The following is a 20,181-nucleotide window of genomic DNA, read 5'->3' on the forward strand; positions in this document are numbered from 1 at the left end:
TAATTCTTAAAACGTTAAACAAAAGCCAGCTTACAAGCTGGCTTTTTTGTTTTGACTGAATACTTAATAGAGCAAAGTAACAACCACAGCGACGATGGCAGCCCCTACAAAATTGAGTACCACACCGTGTTTAGCCATGTCTTTTATGGTCAATTGACCTGACGCAAAAACAATTGAATTTGGCGCGGTCGCAACAGGCAAGCAGAATGCAAAACTACAAGAAATGACCGCTGGGATCATTATCAGCTCGATAGGAATGCCCTTCTCCATAGCGACACTTGCAAGGATAGGCATGAACAAGGTAGCGGTCGCTGTATTTGATGTCACCTCAGTTAAAAACGATAGACTTAAGCACAGCGCAAAAAGCAATAATAACAATGGTAAGTCAAAAACACCCGACAACGACTGACCAATTAACTCACTTAAACCAGACGCAGCAAACCCTTTTGCCAAACAAATACCACTACTAAATAGAATAAGCATATCCCAAGGTATTGTCTTGGCTTTATCCCAAGTAAGAACAGGCTGATTGTTATCTGTTTTTATCAAGGCCATGAGTAATGCCCCAAACAACGCGATAGTTGCGTCGCCTACTTGTGCCATGCCTGTCAATTCAGCCCAGCCACCAAATGGATGTTTTCTGAATACCCATAAAAAAGCGATAAAGATAAACACAGCAATGGCGCTTTTTTCTGCTTTATTCCACGCACCAACTTCAGGTAAGTCAATCTTGTGACTCAACGAAATACCTCTGGTTAAAACTAGGGCTACCACAGGTATCGTAATAACAACAATGGGAACCCCCAATTTCATCCATTGCAAAAAGCCATATTCTTGCCCTGCCGTTGCTTCATATACAGACGCAAAAATCACGTTAGGCGGTGTGCCAATTAAGGTACCTACGCCGCCTATACTTGCGGAATACGCTAGGCCGAGTAATAACACTACGGCAAACTTATGGTTGTTAGCGGATAAAGCGACTGCGGTAGCAACTGGTATCAGAGCTAATACCGTTGCTGTGTTTGAGATCCACATAGACAAAATCGCACTAGCCGCCATAAACGCAAAAACAATTCGAAATGCGCTAGTGCCGCCTAAAAATGAAATAATATTAAATGCAATTCTTTTATGTACTCCTGATGACTCTAGGCCTTTAGCCAACAAAAAGGCACCAAGAAGTAAAATAATAACGTGACTACCAAAAGCAGAAGACGCTTCTTTAAAGTCTATCACCCCAAAACTAGGTAACATTATAAAAGGGATCAGTGATGCAAAAGGTATTGGTACAGCTTCTGTAATCCACCATAGGCCGACCCAAGTTGTCACTCCTAATGTAACCGCTATTTCATAACTTTGACCCAAACCTGAAGTTAAAGTCGCAACCAAAATGGCAATGATAGGAGCTAACCAAATAAAATGATTTTTTTTCATATTGAACTCCAGCCTAATCAACTTTAACCGTGTTTGACTCACGAATTTTAGTAACGCGTTGCTTAGCGAGAGATATTTTCGAACGGTTGATGTCTATCTTTCTTGCCTTAAGTTGTTGAATTAATTGGCCTTGTCTCTTCGAATCTTGTAAGTTTTCTGACTCTAGCGAATCGAGCAGTTCATCTACCATTGCAGGCTGATTACAAATTAATAAAAAGTCACAACCTGCTAAAGTCGCTTTTAAAGCACGTTCTTTGTATGACAAAAGTTGAGTTATGCCTTCGGCTCCCTTTGTTTGAGACGCGCCTACCATTGCTAAATCATCACTGAATACAGCACCATCAAAATTCATTTGTTGTTTAAGAATTGAGTCTATCCATTTTTTACTGTATCCCACAGGTTGGTCACAGATGTTAGTGAATTGAATGTGTGCGGGCATTATTCCTTTTAGTAAGTTTCCTTTGGTGAGGTGGTTAAACGGTATCAAATCACGATCCATCAATTCACTTAATGTACGTGTATCGACTGGGGTATGAAAATGCGAGTCTTCTTTTGTCGAACCATGTCCGGGAAAATGCTTACCGACACTTGCCATGCCAGCCTCCTGCATTCCAAGTACAAAACTACTTGCATATTTACCCGCTAGAAACGCAGAGTTTGAAAACGCTCTATCACCGATAACATCGGAGCCATTATTTATATCCAAAACTGGCGCGAGAGATATATCAATACCGTGCTCTATTACTTCACTTGCCATTAAATAGCCGATGTCAGATAACACTTCTTGTTCTTTTAGATCATTTTCTTCAATAAAGTCTGTCAGAGTTAACATCGATGGTAAATGCGTAAAACCATCCTTCTTGAATCTCTGAACACGCCCTCCTTCATTATCGACAATAATCAGTAAATCGTTGTCATTAGCAAGGCGGATTTGTTGCGTTAGGTTCGTAAGTTGCTCACTGTTTTCAAAGTTGCGGCTAAATAAAATGACACCAGCGACAATGGGGTGTGAAATACGTTTTTTTTCTTGGTCAGTTAGCTCAGTTGAAGCGACGCACACAAATAAGCTGCGCTTGTTTAACGATTGAGTTTGTAAAGTCATGAGAAGAGACTGCCATTATTGTTATTATTCTAGAAAGATTTTACACTCAAATACTACCTAACAAATTGGCTTCAAACAAAGTATAAATCTATCGGGAAAATAATAATGAAAAAAAGGACTCTTTCTGTTTTGGTGACCATGCTCGTCAGCAGTGCATATGCAAACGCAACAGCTTCTTCAACGAGCGATAATGCAGATACGAAATCAAATCCAGCTACGGCTCGTCTTGTCGATGAAATAATAACCGCTAAAACAATCAAAAGAGTGGAGCCTAAGTTCCCAATTGTGGCCGCGCGAAACGGACATGAAGGTTGGGTAGAAATCAGCTATGTAGTTGATAAGGACGGTAATGTAGTAGAACCATTTGTTACCGACAGTCTCGGCCACAACGCTTTTAAATCAGTTGCATTAACTGCAGTTAAACAATGGCAATTTGAGCCAGCGATGCGAAATGGTGAAGCAATAGAGTCTTGCCAAAATCAGGTAAGAATGGAGTTTTCGCTCACTAATCAAAAGCTATCAAGAAGCTTTTACTCTTTTTACAAATCCACAAATGCGCTATTACAAGAAAACAAACTAGAGCAAGCAAAACAAGAGTTGAGTGACACCCGCTTTAAAAATGACAGTAATTTGTTAGAACAAAGCTATTTAAGCATGCTTTGGGCTGATTATTTTCAAAAAACCAATCAACCAAGAAAACAGCTTAAGCAGCTTTATAACGTAACAAGTAATGTTAAGCAGCTCTACAAAAGCGATAGATTTAGCCCTGAAGTCCATTTATATAATCTTCAACAGCGCTTTATTGCCGAATTAAATACCCAGCAATTCGCAAATGCCCTTGATACTTTTGAAGGCATCACCAAGTTTGATACGCCCACTGCAAAGACAATAATTACCAACTTTCAACCATATGTAGATCAAATTCTCGCTTTAAAAGAGACATCCAAAGCCATCATTCACGACGGTACAATTAGCGAAAATGGTCGTTGGCACCACAGGTTGTATAAACACGGATTTAGCTTGTCAGATGTAAGTGGCAATCTGTCTCGATTAGATATTCGCTGTAACGGTCACCGCGTGACATATGTTCCAAACCCCAATAACTACTGGGACATTCCTGCTTCTTGGGGAAGCTGTCATTTGTACATCGAAGGCGATAAGGGCGCCAATTTTAAACTAGTTGAAAGCAACAAAGCGTAAAACCACTTAATCAATCATTATCGGCACTCATTTCACAATTGAGTGCCGTTTTCTTCCTGTCATTACATTAGGTTTTTATATATAATCCCGACCCGGTTTTCGAGTGACGTTTTACTTGAAAACAAATCGATTAATTGAGTGATATAGGCCTTGCATGACCGTTGAAAAATTTACCCCTAATAAAACCACTACGTTAGAAACCCCTAAAAAGGTATTGAAAGAAAGCGCAGCACTAAGCGAAGGTCAATCTTTTGATCTTGGTAGTCGAATTGGTTTTATTAGTCTTGGTTGTCCAAAAAACCTAGTCGATTCGGAGCGTATCCTAACTCAACTTCGCACTGAAGGTTATGAAGTGGTTAACACCTATCATGATTCTGACCTGGTTATTGTAAATACCTGTGGATTTATTGACAGTGCGGTTCAAGAGTCTTTAGATACAATCGGCGAAGCACTAAAAGAAAATGGACGCGTAATCGTGACCGGGTGTTTAGGTGTTAAAGACGATGAAATCAGAGAAGTCCACCCTAACGTACTCGCCGTCACCGGTCCACATGCATACGAAGAAGTGCTTAACCAAGTACACGAATACTTGCCAAAGCCTGTTCACAACCCTTTTGAAGATCTGATCCCTGATCACGGCGTTAAATTAACTCCAAAACACTTTGCCTATTTAAAAATATCTGAAGGCTGCAACCACAGATGTACGTTCTGTATCATACCTTCAATGCGCGGTGATTTAGTCAGCCGCCCAATTGGTGAAGTTCTGTCTGAAGCCGAGCGCTTAAAAGCCGCTGGCGTTAAAGAATTACTTATCATTTCACAAGACACCAGTGCTTATGGTGTAGATGTTAAACACAAAATGGATTTTTGGAACGGAATGCCAGTAAAAACTGACATGAAATCTTTGTGTGAAAAACTCGGTGAAATGGGCTTGTGGGTTCGCCTTCACTACGTATATCCGTACCCTTCTGTTGATAAAACAGTACCACTGATGGCGGAAGGTAAAATTCTTCCTTACTTGGACATTCCATTTCAGCACGCAAGTCCAAAAGTCTTAAAAGCGATGAAGCGACCTGGCCAAGCAGAAAAAGTCCTAGAGCGCATTAACAAATGGCGCGAGCTATGTCCGGAAATTGTCATCCGTTCTACCTTTATCGTCGGTTTTCCGGGTGAAACAGAAGAAGACTTCGAATTTTTGTTAGATTGGTTAGAGCAGGCACAGCTCGATCGCGTAGGTTGTTTCAAGTACAGCCCAGTAGAAGGTGCCAAGGCGAACGAATTAGGTAACGAAGTACCTGAAGACGTTAAAGAGCAACGCTATATTCGTTTCATGGAAAAACAGCAAGCTATCAGTACCCAAAAATTAAAAGCGCGCATCGGTACAGAAATGCAAGTACTCATCGATGAAGTTGATGAAGAAGGCGCTATCGGTCGCTGCTATGCCGATGCACCAGAGATTGACGGTATGGTTTACCTAAATGGAGAACAAGGTGTAGCGCCTGGCGATCTAGTTACGGTAAAAATTGAAGAATCTGATGAGTACGATTTGTGGGGTACTTTGGTACAAAAGTAACCGAAAAAACTATTTAGGACTTCGATTACGGTTCTAAAGTTGAATTTGTTGCGTATAATGAAATTAATTTCGACACAAAAAGAATAAGTAGATATGAGCGAAAACGATCAGCAGTTAAAAAATGCCGGCTTAAAGGTAACCTCTCCAAGACTTAAAGTATTGGAAGTAATGAAGAGCCTAAAAGACGAGCACATCAGTGCAGAAGACTTATATAAATTAATGTTAGAGCATGATGAAGAAATCGGTTTAGCCACTATATATCGCGTTTTAAACCAATTCGATGATGCCGGTATCGTCACACGCCACCACTTTGAAGGCGGCAAATCTGTGTTTGAACTAGCAAACAAAAAACACCATGACCACCTAGTTTGTCTAGACTGCGGCAAGGTAATGGAGTTTGAAGATGACGTTATCGAACAACGACAAGAAGCGGTAGCTAAAGAATTTGGCATCGAACTAACTCATCACAGCTTGTATTTGTACGGTCACTGTAAAGACCAAAACTGTTCAGAAAAGTAAAAAAGGGCCTAGTGCCCTTTTTTATTGTCTTTATTAAGAAGCGTCTACCGTAAATACGGGTTATGTGCTCGTTCATTACCTATGGTAGATGTTGGACCATGGCCCGACAAAAACTGGTAATCATCGTCAAGCGTAAGTAAGTTATTCTTAATTGACGTTATTAAAGTATCAAAGTCACCGCGCGGAAAATCAGTGCGACCAATACTGCCATTGAATAACACGTCACCCACCCAACACCATTTGTGTTTGTGATTAATAAAAACAACATGGCCCGGCGTGTGACCAGGGCAAAAGCGAACTTCTAGTTCAAGATCACCAACGGATACAACGTCTTTATCATTTAACCACTGCGTTGGTTCAAAGACTTTTGCCTCAGGAAATTGAAACATTCGAGATTGATCAGCTAGTTTGTCAATCCAAAAGCTATCTTCTTTATGAGGACCGATAATTGGCAAATCCAACTGCTTAGATAAGTCCTCTGTACCACCTGCGTGATCTATGTGTGCGTGAGTGATTAAAATCTTTTCTGGTTCTACTTTTAGCGCTTTTAATCGTTCAACGATACGCTCAACTTCGCCACCAGGATCGACAATTGCGGCTTTGTTTGTGTCGGTGCAAATAATAATGCTGCAGTTTTGTTGAAAAGGCGTGACGGGCAATACTTCAATTTTCATTTAGCGTCCTGTTACTTCTAATAATGGCCTCATACCGACCACTGTTTTTTAGCAATTTTAACCCTTCGTTTAACTGATTGATATAGTAACTGCAGTTATTAAAAAACTTTGCACAGACCAAAAAGTAAGGTTCTTTGTGCAAGACTTGTTCTTCAAAAAGCTCAAGTCTTTGCCTTTCCTCGTCGGTTAAATAATTCATTAGATAAAAAGCCATCGACTTTTCTATCAATATTGCATCTAATTGGCCGTCTAATAACTTTTTAATCGCGCTAAAGTCAGATAGCGTTTTTTCTGTATTTAAGTACTGAATGTAGGAGTCAAACACTTCGCCATAACTTTGAATGTGTGACAATCCAATTTTATAAGGCCTTAATTGATCAAAACGCGTCCAATAAAAACGTACCGCCTTTCGTGCTAAAAACACATACTCCGCCTGGTAGATGGGTTTGGAAAACAACCAGCTTTTTTCTCTTTGCTTATTAATATGCCACCAAAACGACAGCACTTTTTCGCTATCGACACTGAGCTTTACATCAGTCCATGGTAGTTGTTTTATATCTGTTGAGACTTGTTTGGCAGAAAGGGCGCTTTCTACAATTTGCGTGGCGATCCCGGTAATTTTTCCATTCTGCTCCATAATGTATGGTGGCGAATAATCAATAACTATCTTAATAGCCGGTTTGGATTGATTGTTAACTTGACCGTAGCTAGAAGGAGCAAAAGCCATCACCACTAAGGCACAGTAAATAAACAAGATAATACGTTGAACAAGTCGCATATGTTTTTTATCCTGTCGCTAATAAGAAAAAAGGAAGATGTATATGGCGTTACCGCAAAACAAACTCAACGCGCTTGGCCTAGTTTATAAAGCAATCACAAGAAAGGCGTCAGACTTAGATGAGTTTAAACCATTTTCCATAAGGATAGATAACTATTACCCTTCTAGCTCTACTTTAACTGGATTTGAAGAACAAATTTGCGCTGTAGATGATTTAGTGTCTTTCACCTTCAATGCGACCTTCCCTATATTGTTACAAACCATTGTACAAAGTAATATTCCAAGCCGTTTGTTGGGGTTGATCCATTTAAGTACAGCTTTTACTAAAATCAGAGCGCATAACTGGCGGCTGCCATCAGATATAGAAGTAAGCATAACCCATGCTAACGAAACGCGAAAAGGCATCGAGTACACAATAGAAACAAAAGTGTTTCAGTTTAAGCGTTTAACAATAACCAATACTAATATTATGTTGGACAAATCTACTGCACAAAAACGCTTTACTCTACCTAGCGTATCACAGAATAACTGGTTACACCTCAGCACAAAAAGTATTTTAAGCCGCGACGCGAGAAAGTACGCGCTTCACTCTAAGGATTTTAATCCAATCCACATGAGTAATTGGTTAGCAAAGCAGTTTGGTTTACCTCATATGTTAATCCACGGTATGTACAACGTTCATTGGATGCTTACAGAAATTTCTTCAAACAAAGAATTTTTGAATCATCCTGAATGGGATACTTTGGAAGTGAATTTTAACAAACCCTGCTATTTGCCAGCCACGGTTGAACTAAAACAAGATCCAAACTGTGACTCTTTTGGGTTGTTCTCGCTAGATGGTCAAAGTCGCTACGTCATAATGACTCTTTCTTGATTAAAAGGCACAAAAAAAGGAAGCCTGAGCTTCCTTTTATACAAAATCAAAAATTTGATTATGCAGCTAGTGCTTCGTTTGCTTTAGTAACTAAAACAGCGAAAGTAGCTTGGTCGTGAACAGCGATGTCCGCTAGGATCTTACGGTCAACTTCGATAGACGCCTTTTTCAAGCCGTTCATGAACTTGCTGTAAGATAAACCGTTTTGACGTGCCGCAGCGTTGATACGAGCAATCCATAATTGACGGAAAACACGTTTCTTTTGACGACGGTCACGGTATGCGTATTGACCCGCTTTTGTTACAGCTTGGAATGCTACGCGGTAAACACGTGAACGTGCACCGTAATAACCTTTAGCTGCCTTTAGTACTTTTTTGTGACTCTTACGAGCTTGTACACCACGTTTAACTCTTGCCATTGTTCAGTCTCCTCTATTAAGCGCCAGCTAACATACGATCGATTAACGGCTTATCTACCGCTGCAACCATAAGTTTGCTACGTAAATGACGTTTACGCTTAGAGCTCTTCTTAGTCAAAATGTGACGTAAGTGAGACTGTTTACGTTTGTAACCGCCTGAAGCAGTCTTTTTAAAGCGCTTTGCCGCGCCGCTGTGAGTTTTCATTTTAGGCATTGCCTAGACTCCGCATTGTTAAATGTTAAAAAAATAGTGATAAGGCGAGTTTTGATTTCTCAAAGCCTACTTTGAAGGCCTTAGTCACTTACTGTGTTTATAGAGCTTATTTGCTCTTTGCTGGTGCGAGTACCATGATCATCTGTCTACCTTCAGCACGTGAAGGGAAAGACTCAACAGTTGAAATATCTTCTAAGTCCGTTTTTACACGGTTTAGAAGGTCAATGCCGATGTCTTGATGAGCCATCTCTCGACCACGGAAGCGGATGGTAACTTTAGCTTTGTCACCCGCTTCTATGAAGCGACGCAGGTTGCGTAGTTTTACCTGGTAGTCGCCTTCATCTGTGCCAGGACGGAATTTAATTTCCTTAACCTGAATCTGTTTCTGCTTTTTCTTTTGCTCTTTTTGAGCTTTACTCTTTTCGTATAGGAATTTGCCGTAGTCCATTACTTTACAAACAGGCGGCTCGGCATTTGGACTAATTTCTACTAGATCCATGCCTGCATCACCGGCCACGTTTAAAGCTTCGTTAATTGAAACGACACCTAACGCTTCGCCTTCTGAACCGACTAATCTTACTTCTTGTGCTGTAATTTCTTCGTTCAACCTGTTTTGAGCAGCCTTCTGGCCACGTTTGTTTTGCGCTCTAATGGCAAAATCCTCCACAAAAATTAATAAATAAGTGCAGCCTTATCTATTCAACTGCACTTCAGTATCTCTTTACGGTTATTACCCGTAGTTGCTAACCACTTCATCAAACAGCGCAACAAAGTCATCTACTGGCATTGAGCCCATGTCTTCACCTTTGCGCGTACGAACGGCAACTTGTCCCGTTTCTTTCTCTTTTTCACCTACAACTAACATGTAAGGGATGCGTTTGAGAGTGTGCTCGCGAATTTTAAAGCCAATCTTCTCATTTCTCAAGTCCGAAATGACACGAATGCCCTTTTCTTTTAGTTTTTGTTCAATATCTTTAACATATTCAGCTTGGCTGTCGGTAATATTCATCACTACAACTTGTTTTGGCGCTAACCAAGTCGGCAACCAACCCGCATATTCTTCAATTAAGATTCCGATGAAGCGCTCTAAAGAACCTAAAATCGCACGGTGGATCATTACTGGTGTACGACGCTCGTTATCTTCAGCAACATAAGTCGCACCTAAACGACCTGGCATTGAGAAGTCCACTTGAACCGTACCACACTGCCATGCACGACCTAAACAGTCATGGAGTGTGAATTCGATTTTCGGACCGTAAAACGCACCTTCGCCCGGTTGCAAATCATATTCAAGGTCATTGGCCGCTAACGCATCAGCTAATGCTTTTTCTGCCTTGTCCCAGATCTCATCTGAACCAACGCGTTTTTCTGGACGGGTTGAAAGTTTGATACTGACATTTTCAAAACCAAACGTCTTATACGTATCAAATACCATTTGAATACAGCCGCTTACTTCTTCCTGAATTTGTTCTTCAGTACAGAAGATGTGCGCATCATCCTGAGTAAAACCACGAACGCGCATCAAACCGTGTAACGCACCTGATGGCTCGTTACGGTGACAACAACCAAACTCAGCCATACGCAACGGTAGATCACGATATGATTTCAGACCTTGGTTGAAGATTTGAACGTGACCAGGACAGTTCATAGGTTTAATTGCATATTCACGGTTCTCAGAACTTGTCGTGAACATGTTTTCTGCGTATTTGTCCCAGTGACCCGATTTTTCCCATAGGCTACGGTCCATCATCAATGGGCCTTTTACTTCGTCATAACTGTATTCAGTTAACTTACGACGAACAAAACGCTCTAGCTCAGTGTAAATTGAGTAACCATCGTTATGCCAAAACACCATGCCCGGTGCTTCTTCCTGCCAATGGAATAGATCTAACGCTTTACCGATTTTACGGTGATCACGCTTTTCTGCTTCTTCAAGACGCTTTAAGTAAGCTTTTAATTGCTTTTTGTCTGCCCATGCCGTGCCGTAAATACGCTGCAACATTTTATTGTCAGAATCGCCACGCCAGTATGCACCAGCAACTTTCATTAGTTTAAAGTGATGACAGAACTTCATGTTTGGTACGTGCGGACCACGACACATGTCGATGTATTCTTCGTGATGGTACAAGCCTGGACGATCGTCTTTATCGATGTTTTCGTCTAGGATCTCCATCTTGTACGTTTCGCCGCGCGCTTCGAATGTATCGCGAGCTTCTTGCCAAGAAACCGTTTTCTTAACAACATCGTAATTTGTTTTTGCCAGCTCTAACATGCGCTTCTCAAGCGCAACTAAATCGTCTTGTGACAACGGCTCTTCAAGGTCAACGTCATAGTAAAAGCCATTATCAATGGTAGGACCGATGGCCATTTTACAATTAGGGTAAAGCTGCTTAATCGCATGACCTAAAAGGTGAGCACAAGAGTGACGAATAATTTCTAAGCCGTCTTCGTCTTTGGCAGTAATGATTTGAAGCTGCGCGTCTTCCGCGATTTTTTCACAAGCATCGACACGTTCACCATTCACTACACCGGCAATGGTCGCTTTTGCTAAACCTGGGCCGATATCTGCGGCGACTTCTAAAACTGAAACAGCGTTATCGAACGCTCTTTGACTACCATCAGGAAGAGTTATAACTGGCATTTTATTTCCTTAGTACAGTGGCGGCGCCTACGATGCGTCGCGTATACAAACTAATAATTAAGTAGAAGATACTCAAATGGTTACTGTCCATTTGATGTCGTATCAAAAAAGAACAGCACAGCATTAAAAAAACATCTAATGCACTGCCGATAAAATCAGAGGCGAATGGTATTTTATAATTGCTAAAAGTACAAGACTACTAAAGGCTAGTTCAAAGATAAGTTGTATTTTTTATTAGTAAACTAAATACTATAAAAAACCGTAACGTAGCGGATTAATTAGAATTTAGAGAGAGACATGTCAGATCATCACACCATAGCTCCTGTCGCACTGGTCACAGGCGCAGCGCAACGAATTGGACGTCGAACCGCCCAAACTCTGCACGACAACGGTTATCGGGTAATAATTCACTGTAATAACTCAACAAATGCCGCATCAGAATTTTGCGCTGAATTGAACGCAAAAAGAGTTGATTCTGCAAGCTGGCTTCAAGCTGATCTTAACGACATGAATCAAGTCACAACACTTGCAAAAAGTGCTATTGAAGTGTTTGGCCGTATTGACGTGTTGGTAAACAACGCCAGTAGTTTTTATCCGACCAAAATGGGCGACGTAAACGAGGATATTTGGAACGACTTAATGTCGAGTAATTTAAAAGCGCCATTTTTTCTCATTCAAGGCTTACAGGAAACATTAGCAGAACACCAAGGTGTTGTTATTAACATGGTTGATATACATGCTGATCGACCATTAAAAGAATACCCTGTTTATTGTATGGCAAAGGCTGGTCTTGTGATGTTAACGAAGTCGCTTTCTCGCGAATTAGCGCCTAAAATTAGAGTCAATGGCATAGCACCGGGTGCAATTCTTTGGCATGAAAACGATCTGTCAGAGGCTGATAAAGACCAGGTGTTAAGTGAAATAGCACTTAATAGGCTTGGAACTCCTGACGATATTGCGCAAGCAATTTTATTTATGTGCAAATCAAGTTACATAACAGGACAAATACTCGCAGTGGATGGCGGCCGAAGCATAAATGGTGGGAGTAAAGCCTAAGTTAAAGAGGTAGGCTTATGGACACCTTTACAAAAGTTATAGAATGCCCACACTGTGGGCATCACGTTCGTTTTGAGTTTGATCCAAGTAATGGCGACCAAGACTATTATGAGGATTGTAGTGCTTGTTGTAACGCGATTCATGTTACGTTACACCTTGATGATGCCCATGCCAAAGTCGAAGTTCGCATCGACGCCGACGACGAACAGATCTATTAAAAGCAAGTTAAAACTCGCGACACTAAACTACCCTAAACAGGTAAGTTTTTGTTGATTGACTTTAAATAGCGCTCAACGGTTTGCACTGTTGTGTATGTCTGTTGATCTACTTCGATGTTTATTTCATCACCGGGGACGTATTCACCCAAATTAGTAATATTCATCGTTTCTGGGATCAGATGTAGATTAAATGTAGACTCAGTCACATCGCCAACAGTAAGACTGCAACCGTTAACAGACACAAACCCTTTGTGTAAAACGTATTTCATCCACTTTGGTGAAAGCTCAAGGGTCATTATCCAATTTGATCCATGAGATTCCGACTTAATAACTTTTGCAGTCGCGTGGATATGACCAGACACAATATGGCCGCCAATCTCAGTACCAAACGTAACCGAACGCTCAAAATTAACTAAACTACCTTGACGCAATTTACCAAGGTTTGTTTTTTGTAACGACTCATCTATTACATCAAAATAAACTTGCCCTACTACATCATTCATTTGCGTTTCGAATTTTGTAACTGTCAGACAACAGCCATTTATTGCTATGCTCGCACCAATGGTAAGTCGCTCTAAATGCTCACGGCCGACTGACAGACAAATTGTTTTAAAAGAGTCATCACCAGAAATACTTACAACGGTTGCCTTCGTTTGAACAATACCTGTAAACATACTGCTTCCTATTTAGAATTTTTATATTAATGTGGACAGTATATACGTTTATTTTCTGGCTTTGGTGTAAATCATTTATCTCTTGTCGAATGTTTAAACTTGAATTGATTGTTTTTTAAGTTTCTGTCGAATAAAGAATCAGTTAAACCATTTTGTGGTAAAAAAAGTTTGCTTTTTAAAACGGCCCTGATTAGGATACGTCTCGTCCTCAGGATACAACCGTAGCTCAGTTGGTTAGAGCACCACCTTGACATGGTGGGGGTCGGTGGTTCGAATCCACTCGGTTGTACCAACACTTTCCAATTCAAAGTCAAAACATCCCAAGTCAAGAAAAAGCACACCGCTCCTGATGACCCGGTCCGATGTTCGGTGGTTCGAATCCACTCGGTTGTACCAACACTTTCCAATTCAGAATCAACCCCCCCCCCCAAGTCAAGAAAAAGCACACCGCTCCTTATGACCCGGTCCGATGTCCGGTGGTTCGAATCCACTCGGTTGTACCTACGCTACCTCTCCGCCTACGCCTTGCGTACGAGTAATTTTTAGACTATTACAATATAAGTAAATTTTATTGAGGAACAGCGTCATTGAAACTACGTCTTGCGTTGGTATTGTTTGTATTTTCATTATTTTGCCCACGTGCTGAATCACTTGATCAGACGCTTCCTTTACGCATAGTCACTGAACATCTAGCTCCTTTTCATTACCTCAATCAAGAACAAAAAGTTGTGGGGCTATTGTCAAATAGACTGCTTCCTATCCTGCAAAATCTTGAGCCTGGACTCAAGATAGAACTTTTGCCTTGGAGTCATGCTTATGAATTAGCAACTAGGCGACCCAACACCCTGCTCTTTTCAGTTATTAGGACCCCAGAAAGAGAAAGTAAGTTTGTTTGGTTAAGTCGGCTGTTAGAAGTGAATACGATTTTAATCGCAAATTCAGATAGTAACGTAGAACCTACCGATAATTTAGCGGACCTAATGCAATACAACCTTGGGGTAAAGAAAAACGATGCAATAACGGACCACCTTCTGAAAGTAGGTTTCGAATTTGACAACAACCTTATGGAAATTGTTCAGAGTGAATCAACTATAACTATGTTGCGTAGGCAACGCTTTGATTTAATCCCAACAAACGTCTATATACTTGAAGATTATTGTAAAAAAAACGACTGTGAGCTTGATGAATTTAAGGTGATTTATACCTTTGACGAAATACCACAGACGTTTTTTCTTGTTATAAACAAAGACAGTGATCCTGTGTTAATAAAGTTGTTACGCCAAGAATTAGCATCTTTCGCTCCGCTAACCTTAAACAATAGAGAATTGGAATAACGCACATGAAGTATCTTTGGATTTATAAAGCCAACAGAATGTTTCGATTTGTACTTGTCGGACAAACCTTAATATCTTTTCTGATAGCTTATTTTACAGGAACCTGGACTGAAGCAATCGTAATTTCGTTAATTACTATTGCAGTGCCTCTGTACTTAATCCAAACCCAACCATTACATTATATGACACGACATTCCGTCGCTATTGCAATACAAATTTTAACCGCACTTCATATTCAGCAAACACAGGGGCTAACAGAAATCCACTTCGAGATCTTTAGCGTTTTAGCCTTTTTGACTATGTACAAAGATTGGCGTGTTGTAGTTACAAGTGTTGTTGTGATTGCAGTTCATCATGTGTTGTTTTTCTTACTTCAAGCAAATGGTCAGCCCTTCTTTATCTTTGAAGAAGGCCACGTGATGTTATATATCTTGCTAATACATGCGTTCTTTGCGGTTGCAGAAGGTGCCGTATTGGCTTACATATCGGCAACAGCCTTTGATGAGGCTCGAACCGCTGAGACGGTACAATCAAAAATTCACGAAATACTTAAAAATGAAGAACAAGTTGATCTGCGAATTGAACTTGATGAAAAGAACAAAACAATGGAAGAATTCAATCGTCTGATTGCATCCTTTGCGGACTTAACCAATCACTCTAAAAACCTATCAAAAGACATATTGACGATGTCTAAACAAGTAGATGAAGTTACCTATAAGATTAACGACGCTACCTCAGAGAACAATGTTCAAATAGAGTTAATAACGGAAGCTACGCATCAAATGACAACCGCTAATGTTGACATCGCTGATCGTTCTAACAATGTGAATATGCTCGCAGAAACGGCAACGGATAAAACAAGTGAAGCAAAACAAATCATAGTCTCTTCCAATGACAGTATTACTAATTTAAAGAACGATCTGACGGACACGTCAACTACCATCGATCAACTGGCAGAAAAATGTAGCTCTATTGAAGCAGCAATGGCTTCGATTAAATCAATTTCTGAACAAACAAACTTACTCGCTCTCAATGCCGCAATTGAGTCTGCACGAGCTGGCGATCATGGCAGAGGATTCGCCGTCGTAGCTGATGAGGTTCGCCAGTTGGCGATGCATACAGGTAAAAATGCGGAAGAAATTAGTGACATCACAACATCCCTCATAAGCGACGTAACAAAGTCTGTTTCTCAGATGCAAACGTGTTTACAAAACGCGACAGAAGCAACAGAAGCCTCTGTACAAGCTGTACTTGTTATAGATAAGGTGTTAGAAGATATAAGTGCGGTATCAGAAAATATTGCGTCCGTTGCAACAGCTGCCGAACAACAATCGCTGGTTTCTGAGAACATTACTCAGTCTACTCTCACTCTAAACGACACGGCTGAATCCTTGGCACAACACGTAAAAGATGCACACCATAGTGTCAGTAAAATGAATAAAAGCATCAATTCACTGGATAAGGAACTTGCGAAGTTTATTGTTTAAATGAAGTTAATTGTAGCAATAATCGTTTGGTTGTCCGTGCTCGTGGCACTATTATGGTATAGCGGTAGCGGACAACTGAGCCACTTTTCACCCAATAATACGGTGATAGAAAGTAAAGAACTGGTTGATCTAGTCAAAAGTAATCACCCGGTAAACAAGCCTATTTTACTTCACTTTTTTGATCAAGAGTGCCGTTGCAACTTGGTAGCAGAGCCCCACATCAATTCAGTAAAAGCTTTGGCACAAAAACAGCAATTTACAAATGTGTACATTGATATCAACGAGCACCCAAAGTGGAAATCTAGAATTCCCAGTACACCGGCAGTTTTGGCAATAAACAACAACCAACTACAGTATTTTGGTCCCTACTCAACCGGCCCTTCTTGTTTACCTGGCGAAGGGTTGATTGAACCATATTTGACGACTCCTACAACAAAACCACAAATTCTAACCGACGGTTTTGGTTGTTATTGTAATACTGGAGCTTAAACTCTCTTTGGCTTCCTCAATGGTCATTGGCTTATTTATATATAATCCTTGGCCTATATCGCAGCCAATTTCTTTAAGAAAGATTAAAACCTCTTCTGATTCAACATTTTGGGCTATCGCTTTGTATTTAAGACTATGGGCAATATTAACTGATGCTTTAAGAATCTCTTGCGACGTTTTATCATTTAAACATTCAGAAATAATAGAACCATCTATCTTAAGCTGGCTAAACGGCATTCGGCTTAAATATGTAAGAGAAGAACGTCCTTTTCCAAAATTGTCGATTGCGATCCTAAAGCCAAATTCTCTAAACTCTTTCAATCGTTGTAAAAACTTAGAGTTGTATTCGTACCCCACATTTTCTGTAACTTCCAAAATAAAGTCATTTGCTTTGAGTTGGTGTTTATCAAGTGTTTGGATTAGATATGATAAAAATGTACCAGAATTGATATCGTAAATTGAAACATTAATACTCAAGACACCTTTAAAGGAGCATTGTTCACGCAACCTGATCAAATCGAGACATGCTTTTTCGAACACCCACTCAGAAACCTTCTCTATTAAACCAGTATCTTCCGCCACAGCGATGAATTCGTCTGTAGAACCTAGTCCTAGATTATTATCCCATCTTAGTAACACTTCCAAGCCAATTACTTTGTTATCAACTAAGCTTACCTGCGGCTGATAGACTAATTTTAACTCATCGGCTAATAATGCATTTTTTAGTGCGGTCGCAATTTTTAGTTTACTACCTACAACGTCGTTACTCCGTGTTTTGAACCACCAGATATTGCTCTTATTTTGGTTCGCAATTTCAATACCTTGTAATGAGCGGTTAACAATTTCTTCCACGCCCTTTTCGCAATCACTCAACGATGCCGCACCAATCGTGCAATTTAGTCGAAGGCTTGCAGACTTAAGCTGATAAGTTTTGGGTTGATCACTCGCGAGTTCATTAAGTACTTTTTCTAGTAGTACACGATCATTACTTGTAACGATAAAAGCAAACACACCCTCTCTAATCATCGCGGTTGAATTTGCTCTAGCATCAGATTCTAAATTGATTAGCATTAATTCAGATGCTAACTTCCGCTCTATATCCGTTGCTACTTCATGCATTAATAACTTGAGTTCATCCGTTTCTAAGTATGGTGAAATTGATTCATATTTTTGAACTGCTACTGAAATAACTGAAAAGTCGTTATATCGCCCCTCCATCGCTAAGGAACTTACTTTGTTTCTCATTAAACTAATGTTGGGAAACCCAAAAACTGGATCGTGAGATGCTTGATAAAGCCGGTCGGCTTCGCTAATTCTCAACCGTTCAGCTAAAGCCATACTAATGAAAGCCATCTCAAACATAACACTCAATAATAACGCGTGCCTTGTCCAAAAGTTATATTCTACAACCCCCATAAACAACAATGAGCCAATACCTGCGCCAACTAACAACGGACACCAAGAAATTACGTAATATTTTGCCCACTTGATGCCTTCTCGCCATTTTTTAACAATGACCGAAACCACGAAAACATACATTATTATTTGAATCACAAAGAACAGCGGCGCTGCGTACATTTCTTTTATGAAAATTGAAATTAAACCACCTAGTAACACTAGGACTTGAAGAACTCTGCTGACCCGATAAGAACGATAATTTATTGTTTTTTCGATCTTAAAAAACTCCATCGCAAATCGAATGGTGAAGTAGCAAATAAGGTAGTTTAAAACGATTATGTTTTGTGATGCGACTCTGGCTGTGGCTTCAGGAAGAATATAAAAGTTATACCCATGCACGACACCTAGCTCAATCAAAAATGAGAGGATATAACCGACATATAAAATATAAAGGCGCTCTTTACCGCCAACATATAAAATTAGATTATAAACCGTCATTAATAATACAACGCCAATAAAAGCGCCCCAAATCATCGAAACTGCGTTTTGGTAGCGTATAAAACTTGATTCTTCAAACACTTTAATCGGTAGGAAATAAGAACCAGTGGTTTTGGTATAAAAGAGAACAGTTTGGCTACTTGTTTTATTGATTTCTAACAAATGAACTGGAGCCGCTAACTGGGCTCGACTTATCCCAGGCTGTTGATCACCTAGAGATGTAACATGTTTGACGTCATCATCATAAACTTCATAAACCCGAATATAATCAATTGTCGGGTTATCTAGTACGATCCGATACCTGACTCTACTGTTTGTAAGATTTTTGACGGTAACAACGTGCCAAAAGCCTGATTCACTGAATCCTAATTTTGTTTTATCAACTGGCGTCAAATCAAAGCGCCGGGTTCTCTCAAACATACGCTCCGCATTTAAACCATCTTTATCACTGTAAGCATTATGAGTTACTTCCGTCGTAAGATGGTTTTCTTGCACTGCGAGTGAATCCAACACAGAAAAGGAGCTCACGCTCGAAGCAATAAACAAAACCAAAGGAACGATGACTAATCCAGCAAAAATAGTTGCTCGCGAAAAAAACAAAATATTCTCCAAACCGCTTGCTTTCGAATAAAAAACAAACTAAATTACCAACACTGTATAAATAACCAGTATAACGAAAATGAAAAAACAAACGCACTCTCAACTAACTTTTGATTACGCTCAAGTGCTTGATAACTATAGCGCTATATCAACCAAAAAACATTCGCAAAGTGTCTTAGATTCAATATCTTTGAATTGTGAGGCAGAGGGCTGGTTTTTTGTAATTGCACCGGAAGGCCAAATAACTAAGGAGCTTTGTCTCGAATACGGAGTTGATGTAAATCGCATTATTGTTTTCCCCAAAAAGTACACAAGTGACGCATTGTTAACCTGCCAGCAGGCTTTACTCGGAAAAAACTGCGCTGGATTGTACCTAGCTAAAGATATGTTACCGATTGATCAGCTCGAATTTCTATTTGACTTGGCACGCCAGCAAGAAGTGCACTTCGAAACCTTTAATAGTAAACTGCTCGCACATTAATAAAGCCGTAAATAAACGTTATGAATTGTGTGTGTGACCTTAATCTCTTAAAAAACGACTGTATTTGCCAAGCGTTAATAAATAAACAACGTAAAGCAGTGAGCCCGGTTGAACTCATGCGGTCTAGGTATGTAGCCTTTGCGACAGGAGAAGCAGACTATTTATTTGAAACAACCTCTAAAGCGCTACGACAAATGTTAACAGTACAGGAACTTCAAGAGTCCTGTGACAGCACTCAGTTTATTGGATTGGAATTAATTGATCACAACGAAGACTCTGTCGAATTTAAGGCAAAGTATCTAGTGGATAGTTTATTTGGGATCATCCATGAAACGTCAAAATTCATCAAAGAAGACGACAATTGGAAGTACGATACAGGTACGTTACACCCGACAGTTGATGTAAACATCAAAAGAAATGATATATGCCCTTGCGGGTCCGACAAAAAATTTAAAAAGTGTCATATGAAATAAAAAAGCCAGACATAGGTCTGACTTTTATCTCTTAGAGTGCGCAGTGTGT

At 40.1% G+C, this 20,181-nt stretch carries 21 protein-coding genes and 1 tRNA gene; 12 read left to right on the forward strand and 10 right to left on the reverse strand.

The window, feature by feature from the left end:
• Nucleotides 1-63 precede the first annotated feature (63 nt).
• The gene (locus J1N51_RS02065; RefSeq protein ID WP_208832348.1) at nt 64-1,431 is read right to left on the reverse strand and encodes an SLC13 family permease; all 1,368 of its coding nucleotides are present in this window, start codon (nt 1,429-1,431) and stop codon (nt 64-66) included.
• A 13-nt stretch (nt 1,432-1,444) separates the two neighbouring features.
• Entirely contained in the window at nt 1,445-2,533 is a 1,089-nt protein-coding gene (gene nagZ, locus J1N51_RS02070) for a beta-N-acetylhexosaminidase (RefSeq protein WP_208832349.1), read from the reverse strand.
• Between the two features lie 105 nt (nt 2,534-2,638).
• On the opposite strand from nagZ, the gene J1N51_RS02075 reads away from it, so the two are divergent.
• From J1N51_RS02075 to fur, 3 genes are all read left to right on the forward strand, one after another.
• Nucleotides 2,639-3,733, forward strand: coding sequence for an energy transducer TonB (locus tag J1N51_RS02075; protein WP_208832350.1), 1,095 nt, complete (start codon nt 2,639-2,641; stop codon nt 3,731-3,733).
• Nucleotides 3,734-3,887: 154 nt separating this feature from the next.
• Nucleotides 3,888-5,306 carry a 30S ribosomal protein S12 methylthiotransferase RimO gene (rimO, locus tag J1N51_RS02080; protein ID WP_208832351.1) on the forward strand — a complete coding sequence of 473 codons (1,419 nt, stop codon included), beginning with the start codon at nt 3,888-3,890 and terminating at the stop codon, nt 5,304-5,306.
• A gap of 93 nt (nt 5,307-5,399) precedes the next feature.
• Complete coding sequence (gene fur, locus J1N51_RS02085) at nt 5,400-5,825, forward strand: ferric iron uptake transcriptional regulator (RefSeq protein WP_208832352.1); 426 nt, start codon at nt 5,400-5,402, stop codon at nt 5,823-5,825.
• Between the two features lie 44 nt (nt 5,826-5,869).
• Here fur and J1N51_RS02090 read toward each other — a convergent pair whose 3' ends face one another.
• Both J1N51_RS02090 and J1N51_RS02095 read right to left on the reverse strand, forming a co-directional pair.
• A complete protein-coding gene (locus J1N51_RS02090; RefSeq protein ID WP_208832353.1) occupies nt 5,870-6,499 on the reverse strand; it encodes an MBL fold metallo-hydrolase in 630 nt (209 codons plus the stop codon).
• The gene (locus tag J1N51_RS02095; RefSeq protein ID WP_208832354.1) at nt 6,489-7,277 is read right to left on the reverse strand and encodes a substrate-binding periplasmic protein; all 789 of its coding nucleotides are present in this window, start codon (nt 7,275-7,277) and stop codon (nt 6,489-6,491) included. Before J1N51_RS02095 ends, J1N51_RS02090 begins: the two co-directional genes overlap by 11 nt.
• A 43-nt stretch (nt 7,278-7,320) precedes the next feature.
• Here J1N51_RS02095 and J1N51_RS02100 point away from each other — a divergent pair, with 43 nt between their 5' ends.
• Nucleotides 7,321-8,151, forward strand: coding sequence for a MaoC/PaaZ C-terminal domain-containing protein (locus J1N51_RS02100; protein ID WP_208832355.1), 831 nt, complete (start codon nt 7,321-7,323; stop codon nt 8,149-8,151).
• Nucleotides 8,152-8,209: 58 nt separating this feature from the next.
• On the opposite strand, the gene rplT is transcribed toward J1N51_RS02100, so the two are convergent.
• From rplT to thrS, 4 genes are all read right to left on the reverse strand, one after another.
• Complete coding sequence (rplT, locus tag J1N51_RS02105) at nt 8,210-8,569, reverse strand: 50S ribosomal protein L20 (protein WP_208832356.1); 360 nt, start codon at nt 8,567-8,569, stop codon at nt 8,210-8,212.
• A 16-nt stretch (nt 8,570-8,585) separates the two neighbouring features.
• On the reverse strand, nt 8,586-8,783 hold the full coding sequence (rpmI, locus tag J1N51_RS02110) for a 50S ribosomal protein L35 (RefSeq protein ID WP_208832357.1): 198 nt from the start codon (nt 8,781-8,783) through the stop codon (nt 8,586-8,588).
• Between the two features lie 106 nt (nt 8,784-8,889).
• The gene (infC, locus tag J1N51_RS02115; RefSeq protein WP_208832358.1) at nt 8,890-9,450 is read right to left on the reverse strand and encodes a translation initiation factor IF-3; all 561 of its coding nucleotides are present in this window, start codon (nt 9,448-9,450) and stop codon (nt 8,890-8,892) included.
• Between the two features lie 63 nt (nt 9,451-9,513).
• A complete protein-coding gene (gene thrS, locus J1N51_RS02120) occupies nt 9,514-11,424 on the reverse strand; it encodes a threonine--tRNA ligase (RefSeq protein ID WP_208832359.1) in 1,911 nt (636 codons plus the stop codon).
• A 297-nt stretch (nt 11,425-11,721) separates the two neighbouring features.
• On the opposite strand from thrS, the gene J1N51_RS02125 reads away from it, so the two are divergent.
• Nucleotides 11,722-12,480: a pteridine reductase gene (locus J1N51_RS02125; RefSeq protein ID WP_208832360.1), complete on the forward strand. Its 759-nt coding sequence runs from the start codon at nt 11,722-11,724 to the stop codon at nt 12,478-12,480.
• Between the two features lie 17 nt (nt 12,481-12,497).
• Nucleotides 12,498-12,698 (forward strand): CPXCG motif-containing cysteine-rich protein, encoded by a 201-nt coding sequence (locus tag J1N51_RS02130; protein ID WP_208832361.1) that lies wholly within the window; start codon nt 12,498-12,500, stop codon nt 12,696-12,698.
• A gap of 32 nt (nt 12,699-12,730) precedes the next feature.
• On the opposite strand, the gene J1N51_RS02135 is transcribed toward J1N51_RS02130, so the two are convergent.
• Entirely contained in the window at nt 12,731-13,372 is a 642-nt protein-coding gene (locus J1N51_RS02135) for a riboflavin synthase subunit alpha (protein ID WP_208832362.1), read from the reverse strand.
• Nucleotides 13,373-13,587: 215 nt separating this feature from the next.
• Here J1N51_RS02135 and J1N51_RS02140 point away from each other — a divergent pair.
• From J1N51_RS02140 to J1N51_RS02155, 4 genes are all read left to right on the forward strand, one after another.
• Nucleotides 13,588-13,664 (forward strand) — tRNA-Val (locus J1N51_RS02140).
• 295 nt (nt 13,665-13,959) lie between these two features.
• The gene (locus tag J1N51_RS02145) at nt 13,960-14,706 is read left to right on the forward strand and encodes a substrate-binding periplasmic protein (protein ID WP_208832363.1); all 747 of its coding nucleotides are present in this window, start codon (nt 13,960-13,962) and stop codon (nt 14,704-14,706) included.
• A gap of 5 nt (nt 14,707-14,711) precedes the next feature.
• Entirely contained in the window at nt 14,712-16,193 is a 1,482-nt protein-coding gene (locus J1N51_RS02150) for a methyl-accepting chemotaxis protein (protein ID WP_208832364.1), read from the forward strand.
• Complete coding sequence (locus tag J1N51_RS02155; protein ID WP_208832365.1) at nt 16,194-16,682, forward strand: DUF6436 domain-containing protein; 489 nt, start codon at nt 16,194-16,196, stop codon at nt 16,680-16,682.
• Here the strand turns inward: J1N51_RS02155 and J1N51_RS02160 are convergent.
• The gene (locus J1N51_RS02160; protein ID WP_208832366.1) at nt 16,641-19,178 is read right to left on the reverse strand and encodes an EAL domain-containing protein; all 2,538 of its coding nucleotides are present in this window, start codon (nt 19,176-19,178) and stop codon (nt 16,641-16,643) included. The genes J1N51_RS02155 and J1N51_RS02160 overlap by 42 nt on opposite strands.
• Before the next feature lie 79 nt (nt 19,179-19,257).
• Here J1N51_RS02160 and J1N51_RS02165 point away from each other — a divergent pair, with 79 nt between their 5' ends.
• Entirely contained in the window at nt 19,258-19,659 is a 402-nt protein-coding gene (locus J1N51_RS02165) for a hypothetical protein (RefSeq protein WP_208832367.1), read from the forward strand.
• Nucleotides 19,660-19,775: 116 nt separating this feature from the next.
• Nucleotides 19,776-20,132, forward strand: coding sequence for a YchJ family protein (locus J1N51_RS02170; RefSeq protein WP_208832368.1), 357 nt, complete (start codon nt 19,776-19,778; stop codon nt 20,130-20,132).
• Nucleotides 20,133-20,181: the final 49 nt, after the last annotated feature.

The sequence above is a fragment of the Psychrosphaera ytuae genome (assembly GCF_017638545.1).
GTDB lineage: Bacteria > Pseudomonadota > Gammaproteobacteria > Enterobacterales > Alteromonadaceae > Psychrosphaera > Psychrosphaera ytuae.